The sequence below is a fragment of the Nocardioides sp. 31GB23 genome (assembly GCF_040012395.1).
Classification (GTDB): Bacteria; Actinomycetota; Actinomycetes; order Propionibacteriales; family Nocardioidaceae; genus Nocardioides; species Nocardioides salarius.
The window spans coordinates 33594-52784 of sequence record NZ_JBDYKJ010000029.1 but is presented as its reverse complement, the minus strand read 5'-3'; the positions used below and the strand labels follow the sequence as shown (position 1 = coordinate 52784).

General features: G+C 73.8%; 21 protein-coding genes. 7 read left to right on the top strand and 14 right to left on the bottom strand.

The genetic code is table 11. The features are described 5' to 3' along the window. Together ABKW28_RS11225 and ABKW28_RS11220 are read left to right on the top strand one after the other, a co-directional pair. On the top strand, positions 1-1409 hold a 1409-nt coding region (locus ABKW28_RS11225), incomplete at its 5' end, for an NAD(P)/FAD-dependent oxidoreductase (RefSeq protein WP_348609427.1). Between the two features lie 25 nt (positions 1410-1434). Continuing rightward, positions 1435-2721, top strand: a complete 1287-nt coding sequence (locus ABKW28_RS11220; protein WP_348609425.1) for a helix-turn-helix domain-containing protein — start codon at positions 1435-1437, stop codon at positions 2719-2721. Between the two features lie 3 nt (positions 2722-2724). Here ABKW28_RS11220 and ABKW28_RS11215 read toward each other — a convergent pair whose 3' ends face one another. From ABKW28_RS11215 to ABKW28_RS11195, 5 genes are all read right to left on the bottom strand, one after another. Beyond that, positions 2725-3270 (bottom strand): DUF1990 domain-containing protein, encoded by a 546-nt coding sequence (locus ABKW28_RS11215; protein WP_348609422.1) that lies wholly within the window; start codon positions 3268-3270, stop codon positions 2725-2727. Between the two features lie 22 nt (positions 3271-3292). Next, positions 3293-4633, bottom strand: coding sequence for an MFS transporter (locus ABKW28_RS11210; RefSeq protein ID WP_348609419.1), 1341 nt, complete (start codon positions 4631-4633; stop codon positions 3293-3295). A 204-nt stretch (positions 4634-4837) separates the two neighbouring features. Further along, complete coding sequence (locus ABKW28_RS11205) at positions 4838-5779, bottom strand: alpha/beta fold hydrolase (protein WP_348609416.1); 942 nt, start codon at positions 5777-5779, stop codon at positions 4838-4840. A gap of 49 nt (positions 5780-5828) precedes the next feature. Next, a complete protein-coding gene (locus ABKW28_RS11200; protein ID WP_348609413.1) occupies positions 5829-6977 on the bottom strand; it encodes an ATP-binding protein in 1149 nt (382 codons plus the stop codon). 79 nt (positions 6978-7056) lie between these two features. Continuing rightward, entirely contained in the window at positions 7057-7470 is a 414-nt protein-coding gene (locus ABKW28_RS11195; protein WP_348609410.1) for a BLUF domain-containing protein, read from the bottom strand. 70 nt (positions 7471-7540) lie between these two features. Between ABKW28_RS11195 and ABKW28_RS11190 the strand changes: the two genes are divergently transcribed. Then, positions 7541-8701, top strand: coding sequence for a M20 family metallopeptidase (locus tag ABKW28_RS11190; RefSeq protein WP_348609407.1), 1161 nt, complete (start codon positions 7541-7543; stop codon positions 8699-8701). 21 nt (positions 8702-8722) lie between these two features. Here the strand turns inward: ABKW28_RS11190 and ABKW28_RS11185 are convergent, their stop codons facing one another. The 7 genes from ABKW28_RS11185 to ABKW28_RS11155 are packed head-to-tail and all read right to left on the bottom strand — an operon-like array spanning position 8723 to position 15168. Next, on the bottom strand, positions 8723-9631 hold the full coding sequence (locus ABKW28_RS11185; RefSeq protein ID WP_348609404.1) for a ribokinase: 909 nt from the start codon (positions 9629-9631) through the stop codon (positions 8723-8725). Further along, on the bottom strand, positions 9628-10581 hold the full coding sequence (locus tag ABKW28_RS11180; protein WP_348609402.1) for a nucleoside hydrolase: 954 nt from the start codon (positions 10579-10581) through the stop codon (positions 9628-9630). Before ABKW28_RS11180 ends, ABKW28_RS11185 begins: the two co-directional genes overlap by 4 nt. Beyond that, on the bottom strand, positions 10578-11333 hold the full coding sequence (locus ABKW28_RS11175) for a glutamine amidotransferase (protein ID WP_348609399.1): 756 nt from the start codon (positions 11331-11333) through the stop codon (positions 10578-10580). Before ABKW28_RS11175 ends, ABKW28_RS11180 begins: the two co-directional genes overlap by 4 nt. Positions 11334-11378: 45 nt before the next feature. Beyond that, positions 11379-12416: a phosphotriesterase-related protein gene (locus ABKW28_RS11170; protein ID WP_348609396.1), complete on the bottom strand. Its 1038-nt coding sequence runs from the start codon at positions 12414-12416 to the stop codon at positions 11379-11381. A 4-nt stretch (positions 12417-12420) separates the two neighbouring features. Then, positions 12421-13452, bottom strand: a complete 1032-nt coding sequence (locus ABKW28_RS11165) for an ABC transporter permease (protein WP_348609394.1) — start codon at positions 13450-13452, stop codon at positions 12421-12423. 4 nt (positions 13453-13456) lie between these two features. Then, complete coding sequence (locus tag ABKW28_RS11160) at positions 13457-14218, bottom strand: ATP-binding cassette domain-containing protein (protein ID WP_204797172.1); 762 nt, start codon at positions 14216-14218, stop codon at positions 13457-13459. Beyond that, positions 14215-15168: a substrate-binding domain-containing protein gene (locus ABKW28_RS11155; RefSeq protein WP_348609391.1), complete on the bottom strand. Its 954-nt coding sequence runs from the start codon at positions 15166-15168 to the stop codon at positions 14215-14217. The genes ABKW28_RS11160 and ABKW28_RS11155 overlap by 4 nt, the downstream gene beginning before the upstream one ends. 150 nt (positions 15169-15318) lie before the next feature. Here ABKW28_RS11155 and ABKW28_RS11150 point away from each other — a divergent pair, with 150 nt between their 5' ends. After that, positions 15319-16311: a LacI family DNA-binding transcriptional regulator gene (locus ABKW28_RS11150; RefSeq protein WP_348609389.1), complete on the top strand. Its 993-nt coding sequence runs from the start codon at positions 15319-15321 to the stop codon at positions 16309-16311. A gap of 3 nt (positions 16312-16314) precedes the next feature. Here the strand turns inward: ABKW28_RS11150 and ABKW28_RS11145 are convergent, their stop codons facing one another. Together ABKW28_RS11145 and ABKW28_RS11140 are read right to left on the bottom strand one after the other, a co-directional pair. After that, positions 16315-17214 (bottom strand): glucosyl-3-phosphoglycerate synthase, encoded by a 900-nt coding sequence (locus ABKW28_RS11145; RefSeq protein ID WP_348609387.1) that lies wholly within the window; start codon positions 17212-17214, stop codon positions 16315-16317. After that, positions 17211-17837, bottom strand: coding sequence for a hypothetical protein (locus ABKW28_RS11140; protein WP_348609436.1), 627 nt, complete (start codon positions 17835-17837; stop codon positions 17211-17213). Before ABKW28_RS11140 ends, ABKW28_RS11145 begins: the two co-directional genes overlap by 4 nt. Before the next feature lie 91 nt (positions 17838-17928). Here ABKW28_RS11140 and ABKW28_RS11135 point away from each other — a divergent pair, with 91 nt between their 5' ends. The 3 genes from ABKW28_RS11135 to ABKW28_RS11125 all read left to right on the top strand — a co-directional run bounded on the left by ABKW28_RS11135 (position 17929) and on the right by ABKW28_RS11125 (position 19179). Continuing rightward, entirely contained in the window at positions 17929-18240 is a 312-nt protein-coding gene (locus tag ABKW28_RS11135) for a hypothetical protein (RefSeq protein ID WP_348609385.1), read from the top strand. A 96-nt stretch (positions 18241-18336) separates the two neighbouring features. Continuing rightward, positions 18337-18717, top strand: coding sequence for a histidine kinase dimerization/phospho-acceptor domain-containing protein (locus ABKW28_RS11130; protein WP_348609382.1), 381 nt, complete (start codon positions 18337-18339; stop codon positions 18715-18717). Between the two features lie 48 nt (positions 18718-18765). Further along, complete coding sequence (locus ABKW28_RS11125; RefSeq protein ID WP_348609380.1) at positions 18766-19179, top strand: ATP-binding protein; 414 nt, start codon at positions 18766-18768, stop codon at positions 19177-19179. Positions 19180-19191 lie beyond the last annotated feature (12 nt).

Genomic DNA, 19191 nt, shown 5'->3' with positions numbered 1-19191 from the left:
CCGCCGGGGGGGGCGGCTGCGGGCCCAACGGGCTCGCTGCCGCCCTCACCCTCGCCGCCGAGGGCGTGCAGGTGCGGGTGCTCGAGGCCGCCGACACCGTCGGCGGAGGCACCCGCACCAACGAGCTGACGGTGCCGGGCCTGCTGCACGACGAGTGCTCGGGCTTCCACCCGCTCGCGGTCGACACGCCCTTCTCGCGCCGCTTCGACCTGTCCGGCCACGGGCTGGAGTGGCTGTGGCCCCAGGCGCAGTACGCCCACCCGCTCGACGGAGGTCGTGGAGCGGTGGCCTGGCGCTCGGTGGAGGACACCGCGGCCGGGCTCGGCGCCGACGGGAGGGCGTGGCGCTCGGTCTTCGGCTACCTGAGCGAGCAGTTCGGCGACATCGCCGAGGACTTCCTGCGCCCGATGCTGCACGTGCCGCGGCACCCCTTCAAGCTCGCCCGCTTCGGGCTGCTCTCCCTGCCACCGGCGGCGCTGACCGCTCGCCGCTGGTCCTCCGCCGAGGCCCGTGGCCTCTTCGGCGGCGTCGCCGCACACGCGATGCGCCCCTTCGGCTCCCCGGTGTCCTCGGCCATCGGGGTGGCGCTCGGCACCGCCGCGCACCGCTACGGCTGGCCGGTGGCCCGCGGCGGCTCGGCCTCGATCGCCACCGCCCTCACCTCGCTGCTCGCCGAGCACGGCGGCACGGTGGAGACGGGGGTGCGGGTCGAGTCGCTGGCCGAGCTCGACTCCCCCGACATCGTGATGCTCGACGTCGCTCCGGGCGCCGCGGTGCGCATCGTCGGTGACGCCATGCCGAGGCGCATCGCCAAGGCCCTGACCCGCTACCGGCACGGGCCGGGCGCGTTCAAGGTCGAGTTCGCCGTCGAGGGCGCGGTGCCCTGGCAGCACGAGCAGTCCCGGCTGGCGGGCACCGTGCACGTCGGGGGCAGCTTCGAGGAGATGGCCGCCGCGGAGTCCGAGGTGCACCGGGGCCGGATGCCCGAGCGGCCGTTCGTGCTCGTGGGCCAGCAGTTCGTGGCCGACCCCTCCCGTGCGCGTGGTGACACCGTCCCCGTCTACGCCTACGCCCACGTGCCGGCGGGCTTCACCGGCGACGCGACGGCGGCGCTCGAGGCCCAGATCGAACGGTTCGCACCCGGCTTCCGCGACCGCGTGGTGGCCAGGCACGTGCGGTCGACGCTCGAGATGGAGCAGCACAACCCCAACTACGTCGGGGGTGACGTGGTGACCGGCGCCAACGACGCGCTGCAGCTGGTCTTCCGACCACGTCCGGCCCTGGACCCCTACACCCTCGGGGTGCCGGGCGTGTACCTCTGCTCGGCGGCCACACCGCCGGGCGCGGGCGCGCACGGGATGGCCGGCTACAACGCCGCCCGTTCGGCGCTGGCACGGCTCGGGGCGTGAGCGCGCAGCGATGGACGGAGCCCCCATGACCGAGCAGGTGCCGCACCGCCGGACCGTGCCGCCGGACTCTCCCGAGGCAGCGGAGATCGCCCGGCTCACGGCCCTGGTCGGCGAGCGTCTGCAGCGCCGCTTCGACGACCTCAACGCGAGCATGAACGAGGCCATCGAGGAGGCGATCGTCGACCTGGGCGACCCCGACCTGACCGACATGCTCCACGCGAGCGTGGAGGGCAACATCGCCACGATCCTGCACATGCTGCGCCACGACATCCCGCTCGAGCGGGTCCAGCCGATCACGGCCGCCACCGAGTACGCCATCCGGCTGGCGCAGCGCGGGGTGCCCGGCACCTCCCTGCGCCGGGCCTACCACTTCGGGTCCGACGACCTGCTGGGGCAGGCCTTCGAGGAGGTGCGCCAGATCGACGTCGACCCCGACACCCGGTTGCGGCTGCTGCACCACCTGGCCGGCTGGATGCACTCCTACGTCGACTGGATCACCCGGATCGTGCTCGACGCCCACGAGGGCGAGCGCCGCCAGGTCGAGGAGCGCAGCGCCTCGATCGCTGCGACCCTGGTCCGGCGGGTGCTCGAGGACTCGACGGGGGCCCACCACGACTTCGCCGAGCGCACCGGCTACCGCCTCGACCAGCACCACGTCGCGGCGGTGGTGTGGATGGCGGGGGCGAACCCTGCGGTCGACCACACCGACGCGCTCAAGTCGCTCGCCGACGAGCTGGGCTCGGCCACCGGGTCGAGCGCGGCCCTCTTCACCGCCGTCGACCGCAGCACGGCCTGGGTCTGGTGGGGCCGCAACGGCGACGCGAGCCCGCTGGCCGCCGACGTGGTCGAGCTCGTGCTGACGCGCCACGAGCAGGCACGCGTCGCGCTCGGCCAGACCGGACGGGGCGCGGCCGGGTTCCGCACCAGCCACCGTCAGGCCGGCGCCGCTCGCGACCTGGCCCGGGCGGCCAGCACCGGCCAGCAGGTCACCGCCCACGGCGACCGGGCCGTGGCCGTGGTGGCGATGCTGCTGCACGACATGCACGACCTGGCCGGGTGGGTGGGCGACGTGCTGGGACCGCTGGCGGCCGACACCGACAACGCGGCACGGCTGCGCGAGACCCTGCTGACGTTCCTCGTCAGCGGCAGCTACCAGGCCACGGGGGAACGGCTGATGCTGCACCGCAACACCGTGAAGTACCGGGTCGACCGTGCGCTCGAGCTGCGCTCGCGCGGCCTCGAGGACCGGCTCGACGTCGAGCTGGCGCTCGAGTCGGTGCGGCTGCTGGGCGACGTGCTGCTGTCGCGGTGAGCGTCACCCCGCCCGGTGGGCCTGGCGCACCGCCCGGGCGATGGCGCGCGCGTAGCGGCGGGCCATCACCTGCTGGAAGAGCGGCAGCAGGGGCCCGGCGGCCCGGACCAGCGGCCACGCGGGGCGGGAGTACGCGGTGACCGTGAAGACCACCGAGCCGTCGGGCTCGAGATGCACCACGAACGCCTCCTCGCCGTTGAGCGGGTGGCCGGGCAGGGTGCCGTAGGCGAACCCCCGCCGGTCCGGCTGGTCGACGACGTAGAGCACGCGCGCGGGGGCGCGGAGCGCCCACGGCCCCAGGCCGAGCCGCACCCCGACGACGTCGCCCTCCGCGGCCGGCCGGTCGCCCGGCTGCACCCTCGACCCGAGGAGGTCCTGCGCCTGCCAGCCCAGCACCGCCCGAGCGGCGGTCTCGAGCTGTGGCCTGCCCCGGCCCACCACCCGCGAGTGGCGCAGGTGGTCGAACCCGGCAGGCAGCTCACCGCGCGTCGCGCCGACGGGCTCGTAGGTCAGGGCGCCCTCGCGCCCGGCCCCCTCCCCCTGGTTCACGAGCGAGAGACTACGGGCCGGCTCAGTCCGCGGCGTCAGCGAGCACGGCCTCGGGCGAGCTCCGCAGGATCGGGATCAGCGCGGTCATGCCCAGCAGCGGCAGCACCCCGAGGATCGCCAGCGCCCACGGCAGCCCGGTGACGCCGCCGAGCCCGCCGACCATGGCGGAGCCGACGGAGCCGCCGGTCATGAAGACCAGGGTGGCGATGCCGAGGGCGACACCGCGCACGTGCACCTGCACCGCCTCGCCGACCGACGCCGAGAGGGCGGGCTGGCCGGCGCCGAAGGCGAAGGTGACCAGGATCAGGACCAGGGCGAGCAGCACCGGGGAGAGCACGGCGGAGCCCCACGCGGCGAGGAACAGCGCCAGCGACGAGGCGATCGCACCGATGGCCAGCGTGCGCACCGCCCCGATCCGGGTGAGCAGCGGGCCGGTCAGCCGCGGCATCAGCACCGCCACGAGGGAGGCGGGCAGCAGCAGCAGGCCGACCTGCCAGGGCTCCCAGCCGGCCTCGCCGACCAGCACCGCCGGCACCGCGATCAGCAGCCCGAACCACGCGGCCGGCACGGCCGCGGCGGCCAGCGCCGAGCGCACCACCACGGGGTTGCGGATCACGTCGCGGGGCAGGAACCCGTCGGGCCGGCGCCGCACCTGCAGCGCCACCAGCGGGGTGCCGAGCCCGAGCAGCAGCAGCCCGACGAGCGCGATCACCAGACCGGTCGACGGCGACTGGATCAGCAGCACCAGCCCGGCGGCGGTCAGCGCGACCAGGATCGCGCCGAGCACGTCGAGGCGCGCCCCGCTGCCCTCGGTGGTCAGCGCCCGCCACACGAACGGGATCACCAGCGCCCCGAGCATCGGGATCGCCATCACCGCGCGCCACCCGAAGGCGGCCTCGGTCAACCCGCCGAGCAGCGGGCCGAGGCTGGTCACGGCAGCCGCGGTGCCGGCCAGGCGGCCCAGGGCCAGCCCGCGCACGGCGCCGTCGTAGCGGCCGCTGAGGATCGCCACCCCGAGCGTCGGCACAGCCGCGGCGCCCGCGCCCTGCACGAGGCGGGCGAAGAGGAGCACGCCGTACGTCGGCGCCAGCGCCGCCAGCAGCGCGCCACCGGTCATCAGGCCGATGCCGACCAGCAGCGGGGTGCGGATGCCGACGAGGTCGGAGAAGCGGCCGTAGAGCGCGGTGGTGACCGCGAACATCAGCGCGTAGAGGCTGATCGTCCAGGCGGTGGCGCCGACGCCGATGCCGAAGTCCTGGCCCAGCGCGGGCAGCGCGACGGCGGCCGCGGCCGAGCCCATCCCGGCGAGCCCGAAGAGCACGCCGATGAGCATGGACACGCGGCGTGAGTCGTCGATGGGCACGATCTCTCCCAACTCCGCGGCACGGCCCCGCATTCCCGCCACCCTCGCACCGCGTCGGGACCCCACAAAGATAAATCCTGGAATTTCCTCGGAGGGATGTATGAGACGTCCACCTCGGGGAACAGGTCTAGTGACGCCAGGCCCGGCGTGTACACACCCCCCAGTGATGCCGGGCCTGGCGTCCTCACGTTCCCGGCCCGGAGATCAGCCGGCCGGCGGCGGCCCGCCGACGAACGGCAGCACCACCGAGCACCCGACCGGCGTACGCCGCTGCGGGTCGAGGGCGTGCAGCACGTGCCCGGCCGCGACCGGGTCGGCGACGATCTGGAAGTGCTCGGCGTAGTCGGTGGCGCACTCGTCCTGCACGACGATGTTGGTCATCCCCCGCTCGATGCCCGAGGTGTGCGGCACCACCAGCTCGTCGTAACGGGTCACGATGTTGGTGTAGTCGATGCCCTCGACCGCGACCCCGCCGCGACGGATCCTGCGCAGGAACCGCGAGTCGGGCGAGAACTGCCCGCAGGCCACGCAGAAGGGCACGGAGGAGTCGACCGGCATCCCGAAGGCGCTGCCGGCGAGCGCGGCGGCGCCACCGACCTCGGTGCCGTGCCACAGCGGGGCGATCGAGACGTAGCGCTTGACGTGCTCCGCCCCGCCGAGGAACTTCACGTACCAGCTCGGCATCAGGGTGCCCTGGGAGTGCCCGACGAGGTCGACCTTGCGGGCCCCGGTGGCGCGGCGTACGTCGCCGACGAAGCGCTTGAGCTCACGGGCGCTCGACTGCATCCGCCGCATCCCGCCGAAGACCTCGGTCGCCGGCCCGCCGACGTCGTCGACGCCGTAAGTCAGCGCGAAGACGCAGTAGCCCTCGTTGGCCAGCAGCGGCCCGTAGGTCTGCCAGTTGGTGGCCCGGTTGCCGAAGGTGCCGTGCACCAGCACCACCGGGCGCGGGTGCCGGCGGCTGGGTCGGCAGTCCCAGTCGTTGGTGCCGGGGGCGTCGCTCTGGGCGCCGCCGAGCAGGGCGTAGGGCAGGAAGTTGTAGGGCACCGGGTAGCGCTCGGCCGCCACCGCACCGGCGGGCAGGAGGGCGCCGGTGAGACCCAGGGCGGTGAGGAGCACGACGAGGACGGTTGGGAGGCGACGCATGCCCCCTCAACGACCCGCTGCCCCGACGGTGACGCCGGTCCTGGGTGCGTCAGTCGTCGGGCTGGCGCTGCGGCAGCTGCACGGTGACGGTGGTGCCCTTGCCGGGGGTGCTGGTCAGCGCGACGCTGCCGCGGTGCGCCTCGACGATGCCGTGCACGAGCGCGAGGCCCAGGCCGGTGCCGGGCACCTGGTCGGCGGTGGCGCTGCGGCTGCGGTAGAGCCGCTCGAAGACCTTCTTCTGCTCCGCCGGCTCGATGCCGGCGCCGGTGTCGGCGACGGTGATCACGGTGGAGTCGGCGAGCGCGCTGACGGTGACGTCGACGTGGCCGCCGGCGGGGGTGAACTTCACGGCGTTGGCGACGAGGTTGTCGACGACCTGGGTGAGCCGGTGCTTGTCGCCGGTCACCGGGGCCAGCGTCTCGGAGTCGCCGTGCACGTGCACGGCCACGCCCTTGCGGCGCGCGTCGCGGTGCCGCTCGGTGACGACCTCGCTGGCCAGGTCGAGCACGTCGACGTCCTGCAGCCGCAGCCGGATCTGGTCGAGGTTGCCGACGGCGAGGGTGAGCAGGTCGGTGACCAGGCGCAGTTCGCGGTCGGCGTTGGCGCGGATCCGCTCCAGCATGTCGCGCCCCAGCGGGCTGAGCGCGTCGTGCTCGAGCTCGTCGAGCAGCTCGGCGTAGCCGATGATGGAGGTCAGCGGGGTGCGCAGCTCGTGGGTGACGGTGGCCAGCAGCTCGTCGCGCAGCCGGTCGGCCTCGGCCTCCAGGCGCAGCCGCTCGGTGATGTCGCGCACCGTGGCGACCGCGAGCCGACCGTCGCCGTAGGGCACGGAGGCCAGCGAGATCTCGGCGGGGAACTCCACCCCGTCGCGCCGGTAGGCCGGCAGCTGCAGCAGCCCCATCGGCCGGTGGCTGTAGCCGTCGCGGCGCCGGGGGTGGGTGGGGCGCAGCCGGGGCGGCACCAGCACCTCGATCCGCTCGCCCTCGAGCTCGGCGGGGCGCCAGCCGAAGACCGGCTCGACCTGGGTGTTGGCGGCGGTGATCAGCCCGTCGTCGCCGACGACGATGACGGCGTCGGGCACCGCGTCGAGGGTGGCGCGGAAGAGGTCGGCGCTGGGCAGGACGCCGGTGTGCGGCGCCTGGCGCCCGCGGTCGCTCGAGGTCGACGCCGGGGCCCCGTCCTCGTCCGTCGACCGCACCCCGGCTCCTCGCTCTGTCGCTGCCCCGGCTCCGGGGACCGTCGCCAGTGTGCCAGGACCACGCTCACCCCCCGGGGATTCAGCGCATGGTCTGGCGGAACAGTCCGAGCAGCCACATCGGCCCGTTGCCGGGTGCCTCACCGGCGCCCGGGGTGCGTGTGCGCAGGAAGTCGCTGAAGCCGTCGAGGGGCGCATCGAGGTCGTCGACGTAGCGGAAGCCCATCGTCCACTGGGCGAAGGTGCGCTCGGCGATGCTCTCGCGGAGCAGCTCGATGATCCCGTGGTGGCGCGGGTCGGCGCAGATCTTCGCGTAGGTCTCGACCACCGCGTCGTCAGGGCCCTCGAGGGCCTGGATGATGTTGCCGTCGCGGTAGAGCATCATCCCCGTCAGCCCGAGCGCCTGGTTCTTGGCGCGGACCGCTCGCAGCATGTCGAGCAGCTGGGGCTCGGTGAGCAGCTCGGCGGCCGAGCTGACGTAGGTGATCGAGAGCACCTGGTCACCCTAGGAGCAGCATCCGCAGCCGTGGCGCCGCCGCACCGTGGCGCGACGTTAGGCTCGCCCCGTGACGGACCGTTGGCGGCAGGCTGCCGAGCGCCAGGAGTGGATGGTCGGGCACCGCCGCCACCTGCACCGCGAGCCGGAGGTCGGGCTCGAGCTGCCCGACACCCACGACCACCTGGCCACGGCCCTGCGCGAGCTGGGCCTCGAGCCGACCGTGCACCCGGGCGCCGGCGTCACCGTCGAGGTGCCGGGCACGACCGACGAGCGCCCGGTGGTGCTGCGCGCCGACATGGACGCGCTGCCGGTCACCGAGCGCACCGGTCTGCCGCACACGTCGCGGCGCGACGGCGCGATGCACGCCTGCGGCCACGACCTGCACATGGCGATGCTGCTGGGCGCCGCGTCGTGCCTGGTCGAGCAGCCGCCCCGGCGGCGTACGGTGCTGGTCTTCCAGCCCGGCGAGGAGACCGACCGGGGCGCGGTGCCGACGCTCGCGCAGCACGCCGCGCTGGCGGTGGACGACGCGGAGGCCTTCGCGATCCACGTGCACGCGACCTGGCCGGCGCACACCGTGCACCTGCGCGCGGGCACCTTCATGGCGTACGGCGACTGGTTCCGCGTCGACTACCGCGGCCCGGGGGCCCACGCCAGCCAGCCGCACCTGGCCGGCAACCCGGTGGTGGCGGCCAGCGAGCTGGTCCGGCGCCTGGGCGAGCGCGTCGAGGGGCTGCGCCGTGACGAGCACCTGGTCGCCACGGTCACGGAGTCGCTGATCGGCAACACCGTCAACGTCATCCCCACCGACGGGCGCCTGCGCGGCACGATGCGCACCCTCTCGCCCGAGCGGCGCGACCGGCTGCACACCGCGCTGCGCGACCTCGCGAGCGCCACCGCGGCCGAGGTCGGCGTCGAGGCGCGCACCACCGTCACCGAGGGCTACCCGGCCGTGGTCAACGACGCGGCGTACGTCGACCGGGTGCGCGCCGCGCTCGGCGGGCGCCCCGCGCCGGTCGAGGTGGTGGAGATGAGCGAGCCGTCGATGGTGATCGAGGACTTCGCCTACTTCCTGCAGCGCTGGCCGGGCGCGATGGTCTACCTGGGCGCGCAGGTGCCCGGCCACGAGGCGTTCAACCACGCCGCCGACGCGGTCTTCGACGAGGCGGTGCTGGCGACCGGCGCCGCGCTGCACCTGCTCGCAGCCGACGGCCTGCCGGCGGCCTGAGGACCACCGGCAGGCCGGGCGTCAGTGGGCGGCCAGGTCGGCGCGCACCCGGGCACCGGCGTGCACGGTGTGGGCCGCGGCCAGGGCGTTGGCCCGGCGTACCGCCTCGAGGAGGTCGGCGCCGTCGGCGAGCTGCTGGGCCAGGGTGCCGCAGAAGACGTCGCCGGCGCCGCTGGCGTCGGTGGCCTCGGTGGGCACCCCGGGCACGGCGACCGGGGCGTCGTCGCCCTGGAAGCACAGCGCACCGGCGGCGCCGAGGGTGACCACGACGCTGCCGTGGTGGCCGAGCGCCGCGACGCAGACCGCGACCCCGGTGGGGTCGGTCGGCTCGGGCCGGCCCACCAGCCGGCCCAGCTCGCTGCGGTTGGGCACCAGCACGTCGACCCCGGCCAGCAGCTCGCGCACCGGGGTGGGGTCGGCCGGCATCGGCGCCGGGTTGAGCACCACCCGGGCGCCGTCGGCGGCGGCGACGGCTGCGGCCACCGCGTCGACCGGCACCTCGAGCTGCAGCAGCAGCACGTCGGGCCGGGCGGCCGCGACGGCGGCCTCGACCTCGCTCGCGGTGAGCGAGGCGTTGGCCCCGGGGTCGACGACGATGGTGTTCTCGCCCTCGGCGTCGACGGTGATCACGGCGATGCCGGTGCCGAGGTCGTCGCGGCGCGCCACGGGCGAGACGTCGACGTCGAGGTCGGTGAGCGCGGCGAGCGCCCGCTCCCCCGGCTCGTCGTCGCCGACCGCGCCGACCATGCTGACCCGGGCGCCCAGCACGGCCGCGGCGGCCGCCTGGTTGGCGCCCTTGCCGCCGGGCGAGACCAGCCGGGTGCCGCGGGTCAGGGTGGTCTCCCCGGGCCTGGGCAGCGCGGCGACGCCGAGGGTGGTGTCCTCGTTGAAGGAGCCGACCACGCAGACCCGGCCGCTGGCCGCGCTCACGTCGTCCCCAGCCGGTCGAGCGCCGCGAGCACCAGGTCCCAGTAGCGCTCGGCGTCGAGCCCCATCGCGACGTGCACGTTGGCGGGGTGCTCGGGGTAGCGGTCGTAGAGGTCGACGACGGTGGTGCCGCGGGTCCAGGTGCCGTCGAGCTCGACGGCCACGAACGCCTCGCGCCACTCGATGACGTCGGGGTCGAGCAGCGGCGCGATCGTGCACGGGTCGTGCACGGGCGGCGCGGCGAACTCCCAGATCCGCTCGTAGGAGTCGCCGAAGAAGCCCATCCAGGCCGCGCAGGTGCGCCCGACCTCGTGCGGCATCGCCGACATCCGCTCGACGACGGCGGGGGTGGCCAGCGCCTGGTGGGTCAGGTTGAGCCCGACCATCCGCAGCAGCACGCCCGAGCGGAGCACCACGTCGAGCGCCTCGGGGTCGGCGTAGGTGTTGAACTCCGCGGTCGGCGTGTGGTTGCCGCGCTCGGTGGAGCCGCCCATGAAGACGAGCTCGCGGATGCGGTCGGCCAGGTCGGGGCGCTCGGTGAGCAGGTGGCCCAGGTTGGTCATCGGCCCGGTCACCACGACCGTGACCGGCTCGGGCGACTCCTCGAGGCTGCGGGCCAGCAGCTGCACGGCGCTCTCCTCGACCGGGGCGACGGTGGCCTCGGGCAGGTCGGGCCCGTCGAGGCCGCTGACCCCGTGCACGTAGTTGCCCAGCGCCAGCTCGCCGCGCATCGGTCCGGCGGCGCCGACGGCCACCGGCACGTCCTCGCGCCCGGCCAGCGCCAGCACCCGCTGGGCGTTGCGGGTGGCGTCCTCGACGGCGCAGTTGCCGAAGCAGGTGGTGATGCCGATCAGGTCGGTGCCGGGCGACCCCAGGGCGAGCAGGATGGCGACGGCGTCGTCGTGGCCGGGGTCGCAGTCGAGCAGGACCGGCACCGGGGTGGCGGCGCTCATGCCTTGGCCAGCCAGCGCAGCATGCCGCCGACCAGCGGGGCGAAGCCGTCCCAGGCCAGGAAGTCCTCGGGGCACCAGTGCGGGCCGATGTCGGAGGTCCACACCAGCGAGCGGCCCTCGCCGACCTCGCGGGTGGCCACCAGCACGTCGTCGTCGACGGTGGCCACGACGGTGGCGTCCTCGCGGGGGCGCACCACGTTGTAGCCGAGCAGCGTCGGCGCCGAGGCGGCCTGCTCGCCCCAGCCGGCGGCGACCGGGTGCGAGGGGTCGGTGACCGCCATGGCCACGCCCTGGGGCGCCTCGACGCGATCGTCGGCGTCGAGCATCGTCACCGGCAGCACGTCGGCCACGGCGGTGCGGGCGAAGTTGGCGCGGGCCTGGAAGCCGGTGAAGCTGAGGTAGCCGCCGGCCATCATCAGCCCGCCGCCACCGCGGGTCCACTCGGCCAGCGCGAGCAGCGGGTTGTCGGTTCGCCTGCCCTCGAGGAAGACCTCCGGGGAGAGCACGAAGCTGTTGGCGCCGACGTCGGAGAGGATCACCACGTCGTACGCCGACAGCGCCTCGACGGTGCGCGGGAACGAGCCGGGCACGTCGTGGGCGTACATCTGCTCGATCTCGAGGCCCTCCGTGGCGGCGGCGGCGATGAACGCGTCGGCGCCGGTGTGGAAGGTGGTGCTCGAGAACTCGTCGAATCCCTTGACGTGGGTCGCGGTCGAGATCCAGCTCTCGCCGGCCAGCAGGATGCGGGTCACGGTGTCTCCTCGTGGTGGTGATCAGGGTGGTGATCGTGGTGGTGATCAGGGTGGTGGTCGGCGGCGCGGGTTCTCGGTGAGCAGGCGCAGCACCTGCGCCTCGTCGACACCGTGGCGGTGCAGGCGGGGCACGAAGTACTGCAGGAGGTGGGCGTAGCCCGGGCCCCCGTGGCGGCGCAGGAGGGACTTGACGAAGACGTCCTGGCTCAGCAGCAGCCGGTCGCCGTGGCCGAGCCCGACGAGCCGGGCCAGGTGGGCGGCGTTGTCGTCGTCGGAGGGGCACTGCACGCCCTGGTCGGCGTAGAAGACCTCCATCCCGAGCATGTCGTACTGCACCCACGCGCCGCGCTCGAGCACCGCGCGCTGGTAGTCGAGGTCGGCGCCCGAGGGCCCCATGTGGCACAGCACGACCTTGGCGGGGTCGGCCCCGACGGCCTCGACGAGGTCGAGCACGTCGCCGGCGAGCCGGAACCAGCCGGGCAGGTGGACCTGCACCGGCAGCCCCGTCTCGACCTGGGCGAGCAGGGCACCGCGCAGGCTGACCTGCTCGGCGGGGGTGAAGCCGGCGCTGACGCCGATCTCGCCGATGATGCCGGCGCGCACCCCGTCCTCGCCCTCGCGCAGGTCGGCGAGGATGCGCTCGGCGACGCCGTCGGCGCCCAGCGCCTCGACGTCGACCGGGTGGGAGTCCTCGAGGTAGAAGCCGGTGCCGGCGACCACGTGGACGCCGGTGCGCTCGGCGATCCGTCGCAGCCCGGCCAGGTCGCGCCCGATCCCCCAGCCGGTGGTCTCGACGATGGTGGCCCCGCCCAGCGCGGCGAACCGCGCGACCTCCTCGCAGGCCGCCTCGACGTCGTCGAGGGCCAGGTTGGCGCGGTTGCCGAAGGGGTCCTGGCGCAGGTCCCACAGCAGGTCGGCGGTGATCGGCGCGTCGGCGTACGCCGCGGGGTCGAGGCCGCGCGAGGTGGTCGGGGTCCACCACGACGAGACGTCGTTGAGCAGGTGCTCGTGGCTCAGGGTGATCCCGAGGTCGGCGACGGGCACCGGCCCCAGGACCGTCTGGACGGTCTTGACGGGGGTCATCGGCTCAGCCCTGCTGGCCGGTGACCCGGCCGAAGAGCTTGGCGTTGAGCAGGATCGCCACGATCAGGATCAGGCCCTGGGTGATGGGCACCCAGTAGACGTCGACGCGCAGCAGCACCAGCCCGTTGCTGATCACGCCCAGGGTCAGCGCACCGATCGCGGAGCCGACGATCGAGCCCTTGCCGCCCATCAGCGCGGTGCCGCCGAGCACCACCGCGGTGATGACCTCGAGCTCGAAGAGGGTGCCGGAGTTGGCCGACCCGCTGGCCAGGCGGCTGGCGGTGATGACACCGGCCAGGCCGGCGGCCAGCCCGGTGAGCGTCAGCACGGCGAGCTGGATGCGGCGTACGTCGACACCGGCGCGTCGCAGCGACTCGGCGTTGGAGCCGGTGGCCACGACGTAGCGCCCGAAACGGGTGTGGTTGAAGACGTACCAACCGAGCGCGACGACCACCAGCGCGATCCAGGTGGGGGTGTAGAGCCCGGCGAGCTTGCCGTTGCCGATGGGCAGCAGCACGTCGGAGGTGATCGGGGTGCTGTAGCCGTCGGTGATCAGCAGCGCCAGCCCGCGCACCGCGGTGAGCGCGGCGAGGGTGACGATGAAGGACTGCAGCTTGCCGTAGGCGGTCAGGGCACCGTTGATCATGCCGATGCCCAGGCCGAGCACGAGGGTCAGCGCGACCGCGACGAGCGCGTTGCGGCTCTCGGCGAAGATCGCCAGCGACGCCGCGGTCAGCCCGAGCGTCGAGCCCACCGACAGGTCGATGTTGCCGGTGGTGATGACGAAGGTCATCGCGACCGCCACGATCACGGTGGGCGCGACCTGGCGGGCGACGTTGACCAGGTTGTCGGTGGTCAGGAAGACGTCGGTCTGGACGCTGAAGAAGACGAACAGCACGACCAGGACGGCCAGGATCGAGAGCACCCCGAAGTTGCGGGTGAGGAACTCGTGGCGGCCGAGCCGGCCGGGCCCGCCGGTCTTGCCGGCCTTGCCGGACTTCTCGGTGGAGTCGGGGGTGTCGGTCTGCGTGCTCACGGGCTCACTTCCCCATCATGGCGGTCACCAGACCGCCGAGGTCGGTGTCGGCGGGGGCCATCTCGCGGTGGTTGACGCCCTCGTGGAGGACCACGAACCGGTCGGCCACCTCGAAGAGGTCCTGCAGCCGGTGGGTGATCAGCACGACGCTGACCCCGCGCTGGGAGACGTCGCGGATCAGCTGCAGCGTCATCTCGACCTCCCGGGCGGCCAGGGCGGCGGTGGGCTCGTCGAGCACCAGCACCTTGGGCTCGAAGGTGACGGCGCGGGCGATGGCGATCGCCTGGCGCTGCCCGCCCGACATGTTGGCCACCAGCTGGCGGGTGTCGCTGATCCGGATGTGCAGGGTGGCCAGGTCCTTGGCGGCCTCCTCGTGCATCCGGGCGTGGTCGAGGCGCCGGGTCAGCGGGTGGTAGATCTCGCGGCCCAGGAAGAGGTTGCCGGCCACGTCGACGTCGTTGCACAGGGCGAGGTCCTGGTAGACCATCTCGATGCCCGCGGCGCGTGCCGAGCGGGGCCCGGGCGAGCGCAGCGCCTGCCCGTCGACGCGGATCTCGCCGCTGTCGGGGATCACCGCGCCGGCGAGCATCTTCATCAGCGTCGACTTGCCGGCGCCGTTGTCGCCGACCAGGCCGACGACCTCGCCGCGACCGACGGTCAGGTCGACGCCGCGCAGCACGTCGAGGGCACCGAAGCTCTTGCGGATCCCCCGCATCTCGACGCGGGCGACCCCGACGTCGCGGGTCTCGGTGGTCGGGGCCGTCACTCGAAGACCTCGCGGTAGGGGTCGACGTTCTCCTGGGTGACGATGGTGATCGGCACCGAGATGAAGCCCTGCGGCTCGGCGCCGTCAAGGATGGCGGCGAGCTCGTTGACGGCCTCGATGCCCTCCTGGCGCGGGTCCTGCTGGATCACCGCGGTGACCAGTCCGCTGTCGATGCCGGCGATCACCTCGGCGGTGAGGTCCCAGCCGATGACCTTGGTGTCGCTGTCGGCGTCGAGCGCGGCGACGGCCCCGACGGTGGCGGGCTCGCCGGTGGTGTAGACGAAGTCGAGGTCGCGGCGGGCGGTGACCAGGTTCTGCGCGGCGGTGGCGGCCTGCTCCTGCACGTTCTCGCCGTCGACGGCCTGGGTGAAGGTGGCGCCGGCGTCGTCGATGGCGGCGCGGAAGCTGTCCTCGCGCTGGTTCTGGATGAAGGAGCTGCGCGCGTCGACGACGCCGTACGTCGCACCGTCGGCCAGGCCCTGGTCGACGACCCACTGGCCGGCCTCCTCGCCGGCGGCCTCGTTGTCGACGCCGACGAAGGTGTCGACCGAGCCCTCGTCGAGCTGGGCGTCGATGGCGACGGTGCGGATGCCCTGCTGGGTGGCCTGGTCGAGGGCGGGCAGCACGCCGTTGACGTCGATGGCCACCACGATCAGCCCGGTGACGCCCTGCGAGACGAAGTTCTCGATGTCGCTGCTCTGCTTGGCGGAGTCGTTGTTGGCGTTGGCGATCTGCAGCTCGCAGCCGGCGGCGTCGGCGGCCTCCTGGGCGCCCTCGTTCATCTGGGTGAAGAACGTGGCGGTCTGGTTGATCTGCGTCATGCCGATCACGCACTCGTCGGCGGCCTCGCCGGCCTCGCCGGTGGTCGGCTCCTCGTTGCCGGTGCTGCACGCGGCCAGGGTCAGGGTCGCGGCGGTCGCGACGGCCGCCAGGCGGAAGGATCGGTTCATGGTGTTCTCCACTCGTCGGTAATCGATTGCCGAGACATGGGAGTGACTCTAGACACGGTGGTCGCTCAGCGTCCACACTTGTCCGGAAATCGATGTCCAAGATTCTGCGGCAACCGTCGCAGTGCCAGCCACAGCGACAGGAGACCCCACGTGGCGCCCAGCCGACCCGCCACGATGGCCGACGTCGCCCAGCTCGCCGGGGTCTCGGTGGCCACCGTCTCGCGCACCCTCAGCGGCACCCGCGCGGTCGACCCGGCCATGCAGCGCAAGGTCACCGAGGCGGCCGCCCAGCTGAACTACCAGGTCAACCTGGTCGGGCGGGCGCTGCGCCAGACCCGCAGCTCGACGGTGGGCCTGGTGGTGCCCGACCTGGAGAACCCCTACTTCTCGGCCCTGGCCCAGCAGCTCTCGCGGGTCTTCTCCGACCCCGGCATCGACCTGCTGGTCTTCAGCGCCGACGGGTCGCTGGAGACCGAGGCGCGCGGGGTGAGCTCGTTCCTGGGCCGGCAGGTCGACGCGCTGGTGATGATCCCGGTGCACGAGCAGCTCAGCGAGGCCACGGTCACGGCCGCGGCCGCCGCGGTGCACACGATCCAGCTCGACCGGCACGTGCCGGGCACGGCGGCGTCGTACGTCGGCGTCAGCAACCGTGAGGGTGTGCGGCTGGTGCACGAGCACGTCAGCTCGTGCATCGACGTCGGCACGCACCCGGTGGTCTACGTGGGCGCCGCGCAGGGGTCGTCGTCGGCCCACGAGCGCCTCGACAGCATGCGCCGCTGGTTCTCCCCCGAGGTCCCGACGCTGCTGGGCGACTTCTCGGCGGCCTGGGGCCGCGAGGCCGCCGCCCGCCTGCTGGCCGACGGCTGGAGGAGCGCGACGATCGTGACCGCCGCCGACGTGATCGCGGTCGGGGTGGTCTCGCACCTGCTCCACCAGGGCTGCTCGGTCCCCGGCGACTTCCGGGTGATCGGCTTCGACGGGGTGGGCGCGGCGGCCTTCGCCTACCCGACCCTGACCACCGTGCGCCAGCCCGTCGAGGAGATGGCCCGGTCGATCCGGGCGCTGGTGGAGTCCGACGACGAGCCGTCGTCGCGGTGGTTCGACCCCGAGCTCGTCATCGGCGAGACCAGCCCTGGTCGCTGACGATCAGACGTCCCGCGCGGGCGGCCGCTCGAGCGTCGGTACGCCGCGCTCGCGCGGCTCGGCGCCCCCCTCGCCGGGGCGGTACTGGCGCAGCGCCACCTCGGCCCCCAGCGAGCCGGCAGGCAGCTCGACCCCGGGCTCGCGGGCCAGCATCGCGGCCAGGATCTGGGTGGCCATCGCGCCGAGGTCGAGCAGCGGCTGCTGGTGGTGCGAGCGCAGCCCGAGGTCGACCTGGGCGATGGCCTCGACGCCGTGCAGCCGGGCGGTGTCGACGAGGGCGGCCAGCTCGACGGCGTAGCCGGTCGGCACCGACAGAGACTCGAAGAGCGAGCGGCGCACCGCCCACTCCCCCGCCAGCGGCTGCACCAGCCCGGCGAGCTCGGGGTGGCGCAGCGCCAGCCAGGGCCGGGCGACCAGCTCGGTGACCCGCCCGCCCTGCAGGCCGTCGGCGCCGGGGCGCTCGTAGAAGCCCTTGACCAGCGAGACCTGCGGGCGGGTGAGCAGCGGGCCGAGCAGGCCGGGCACGAAGTGGGTGTCCCAGTCGAGCAGGTCGGCGTCCATGAAGACGATCAGGTCACCGGTGGTGACGAAGAGCGACTTCCACATCGCCTCGCCCTTGCCGGGGTGGCTGCCCAGGTCGGGGCGCACCTCCCGGGAGCGGTGCACCGAGGCGCCCGCGTCGGTGGCGACGGCGAAGGTGGTGTCGGTGGAGTCGGAGTCGATGACCACCAGCTCGTCGACGAGCGCGACGGTCTCCATCAGCGCCTCGCGGGTGCGGGCCACCACCTCCCCGACGGTGCCCTCCTCGTTGCGCGCGGGCACCACCAGGCTGACCCGGTGCTCGCCCTTGGCTTCGACAAGCTCGGCCAGCGACCAGTCGTCCCACCGCGCGGTGGCGATCACGCGGGCAGGCTCCAGCGCATCACCCAATACTGGACCCCGAACGGGTCGTCGGCGTAGTCCACCTCGGGCGCCAGGCCGGGGCTCAGCAGCTCCCCGAGCCGCGAGAACCCGGCGACGTTGCCGACCATCAGCTCCTGGGCCAAGCCCGGGTCGAGCGCCCGCAGCGCCCCGACGTCCCCGGCCCGCAGCGCCTTCTCGAGCTCCGAGTCGTACGCCGCCGCCCGCTCGTCGAGGTGCCCCGGGGCCTTCTCCGACCGCCGAGCCGACCCGTTCGCCACCACCAACACCGACGACGCACCGACGCTGGTTGAGGAGGCCGCACCGACGTTGGTTGAGGAGGTTGCGCTAGCAACCGTCTCGAAACCACCGCCCGGCCCCCCACCCCGTTGGTCGAGCAGCGAGGAGCCCTGGCGACGAGCGTCGCCGAGACCCGGTGACACCCCCAGCGCCTCAGCCACCCGCAACCCCTGCGGATCAGCCACCACAGCGACGTCCTCCCCCAGCCACTCCACCGCAGCCACACACACAGCCCGCAGCTCAGCGACGGGATCGACCCGCCCGGCGTACGCCGGCAGCAGCGCGAGCACCCCCGGCACCAGCGCGACCTTGACCCCGGGGCTCATCACGCCCCGAACGATAGTCAGCCGCCGGAAACACCCGAGGCGGCAGCACCGAGCGGTTGACCGAGACCAGGACGTCCGCTGGAGTCCTCCCATGGCGTCGAACTGGTCCTGGCAGTGCTCCCGCGGTCACGAGGCGCCCGACAGGGCCGAGACCTGCCCGGTCTGCGGCGACACCGACCTCGACTGGCGCAGCACCGGCACAGCCAAGGAGTGGGACGTCGGTGCACTCCTCTACATCGTGGTCGGTCTCGGGCTGGTCGCGGGCGGGCTCGCCACGTGGGTCAACGCCGATGACGGCGACACCGCCATCGTGGTCGTCGGCGGCGTCCTGCTCGCCGCCGGCTTCTTCGTCGGGACGATCGGCGCCGTCGCCGAGGGGATCCGGATGGCCCGCCCCGACTGAGTCGGCCGGGCGCTCGATGCAGAGGGGAGCCGGCCGGTGCCGGCGCCCGGCTGCCGGCGCGCCATCATGCTCCATGATCAGTTCGAGGGCCGAGTGATGGACAGACCGAGGCTTGTCCGGGGCGACGCGGCGCCGGACTCCCGGGTCGAGGCGGTGCTGGCCGTCCTCGGCGGCGACCCGGCGTCCGAGGTCGCGCGACGCTCGTCGGTCGACGTGGCGGTGCTGCACCGGTGGGTGCGCGCCTTCGTCGACGCCGGGAGCGCCCAGGTCACCAACACCCCGGTCGCCGACGCGGCCGCGCACCGTGACCGGTTCCTGGCCGCGTTCGCGCACGAGACCCGTACGCCGCTGACCACGGCCCAGGGCTGGGTCGCGTTGCTGGCCGAGGGCGACGTCCCGCCGTCGATGATGGCGCGCACCGTGGAGAAGCTCGACGCAGCGCTGCACCGGCTCGCCGAGCGCAGCCGCGACGTCTAGCTCCTGGCGACCGCGTCGTTGGGGCGGCTGCGGGCCAACGTGGAGCCGGTGGAGCTGGCCGACCTCACCGAGGGCCTGAGCCCTGCGCCGGCCGCACCCACGCAGACGCCCGGCCCGCTGGCGGTCGACCCCGAGCTGATGCGGCTGGTGCTGCGCGACCTCTGGGCGGCAGCCCACCTGCCTCCCGACCCGGGGAGCGTGGTGCTCGAGGTCTCCGAGGTGGGGCCGTGGCAGGAGCTGCGCGTGGTCCGCACCGGCCCGCCGATCCCGCCGTCGCAGCTGCAGCTGCTCTTCGAGCCCTTCGACGCCAACGACGACGCCACCGGCATCACCATCGGGCTCTACCTCGCGCGAGCCCTGGCCGTGGCGCAGGGCGGCTCCATCGGTGTCGAGCAGGACGACGGGCACACCCACTTCTGGGTCCACGTCCCCCTGGCACCCAGTACCCTCCCCACTACCTGATCACCCTCGGAA

Bases quoted from the DNA above. Each gene is read 5' to 3' on its own strand.
- ABKW28_RS11220 (WP_348609425.1), top strand. From the start codon at position 1,435: ATGACCGAGCAGGTGCCGCACCGCCGGACCGTGCCGCCGGACTCTCCC.
- ABKW28_RS11155 (WP_348609391.1), bottom strand. From the start codon at position 15,168: ATGAACCGATCCTTCCGCCTGGCGGCCGTCGCGACCGCCGCGACCCTG.
- ABKW28_RS11180 (WP_348609402.1), bottom strand. From the start codon at position 10,581: ATGAGCGCCGCCACCCCGGTGCCGGTCCTGCTCGACTGCGACCCCGGC.
- ABKW28_RS11170 (WP_348609396.1), bottom strand. From the start codon at position 12,416: ATGACCCCCGTCAAGACCGTCCAGACGGTCCTGGGGCCGGTGCCCGTC.
- ABKW28_RS11205 (WP_348609416.1), bottom strand. From the start codon at position 5,779: ATGCGTCGCCTCCCAACCGTCCTCGTCGTGCTCCTCACCGCCCTGGGT.
- ABKW28_RS11140 (WP_348609436.1), bottom strand. From the start codon at position 17,837: ATGAGCCCCGGGGTCAAGGTCGCGCTGGTGCCGGGGGTGCTCGCGCTG.
- ABKW28_RS11135 (WP_348609385.1), top strand. From the start codon at position 17,929: ATGGCGTCGAACTGGTCCTGGCAGTGCTCCCGCGGTCACGAGGCGCCC.
- ABKW28_RS11130 (WP_348609382.1), top strand. From the start codon at position 18,337: ATGGACAGACCGAGGCTTGTCCGGGGCGACGCGGCGCCGGACTCCCGG.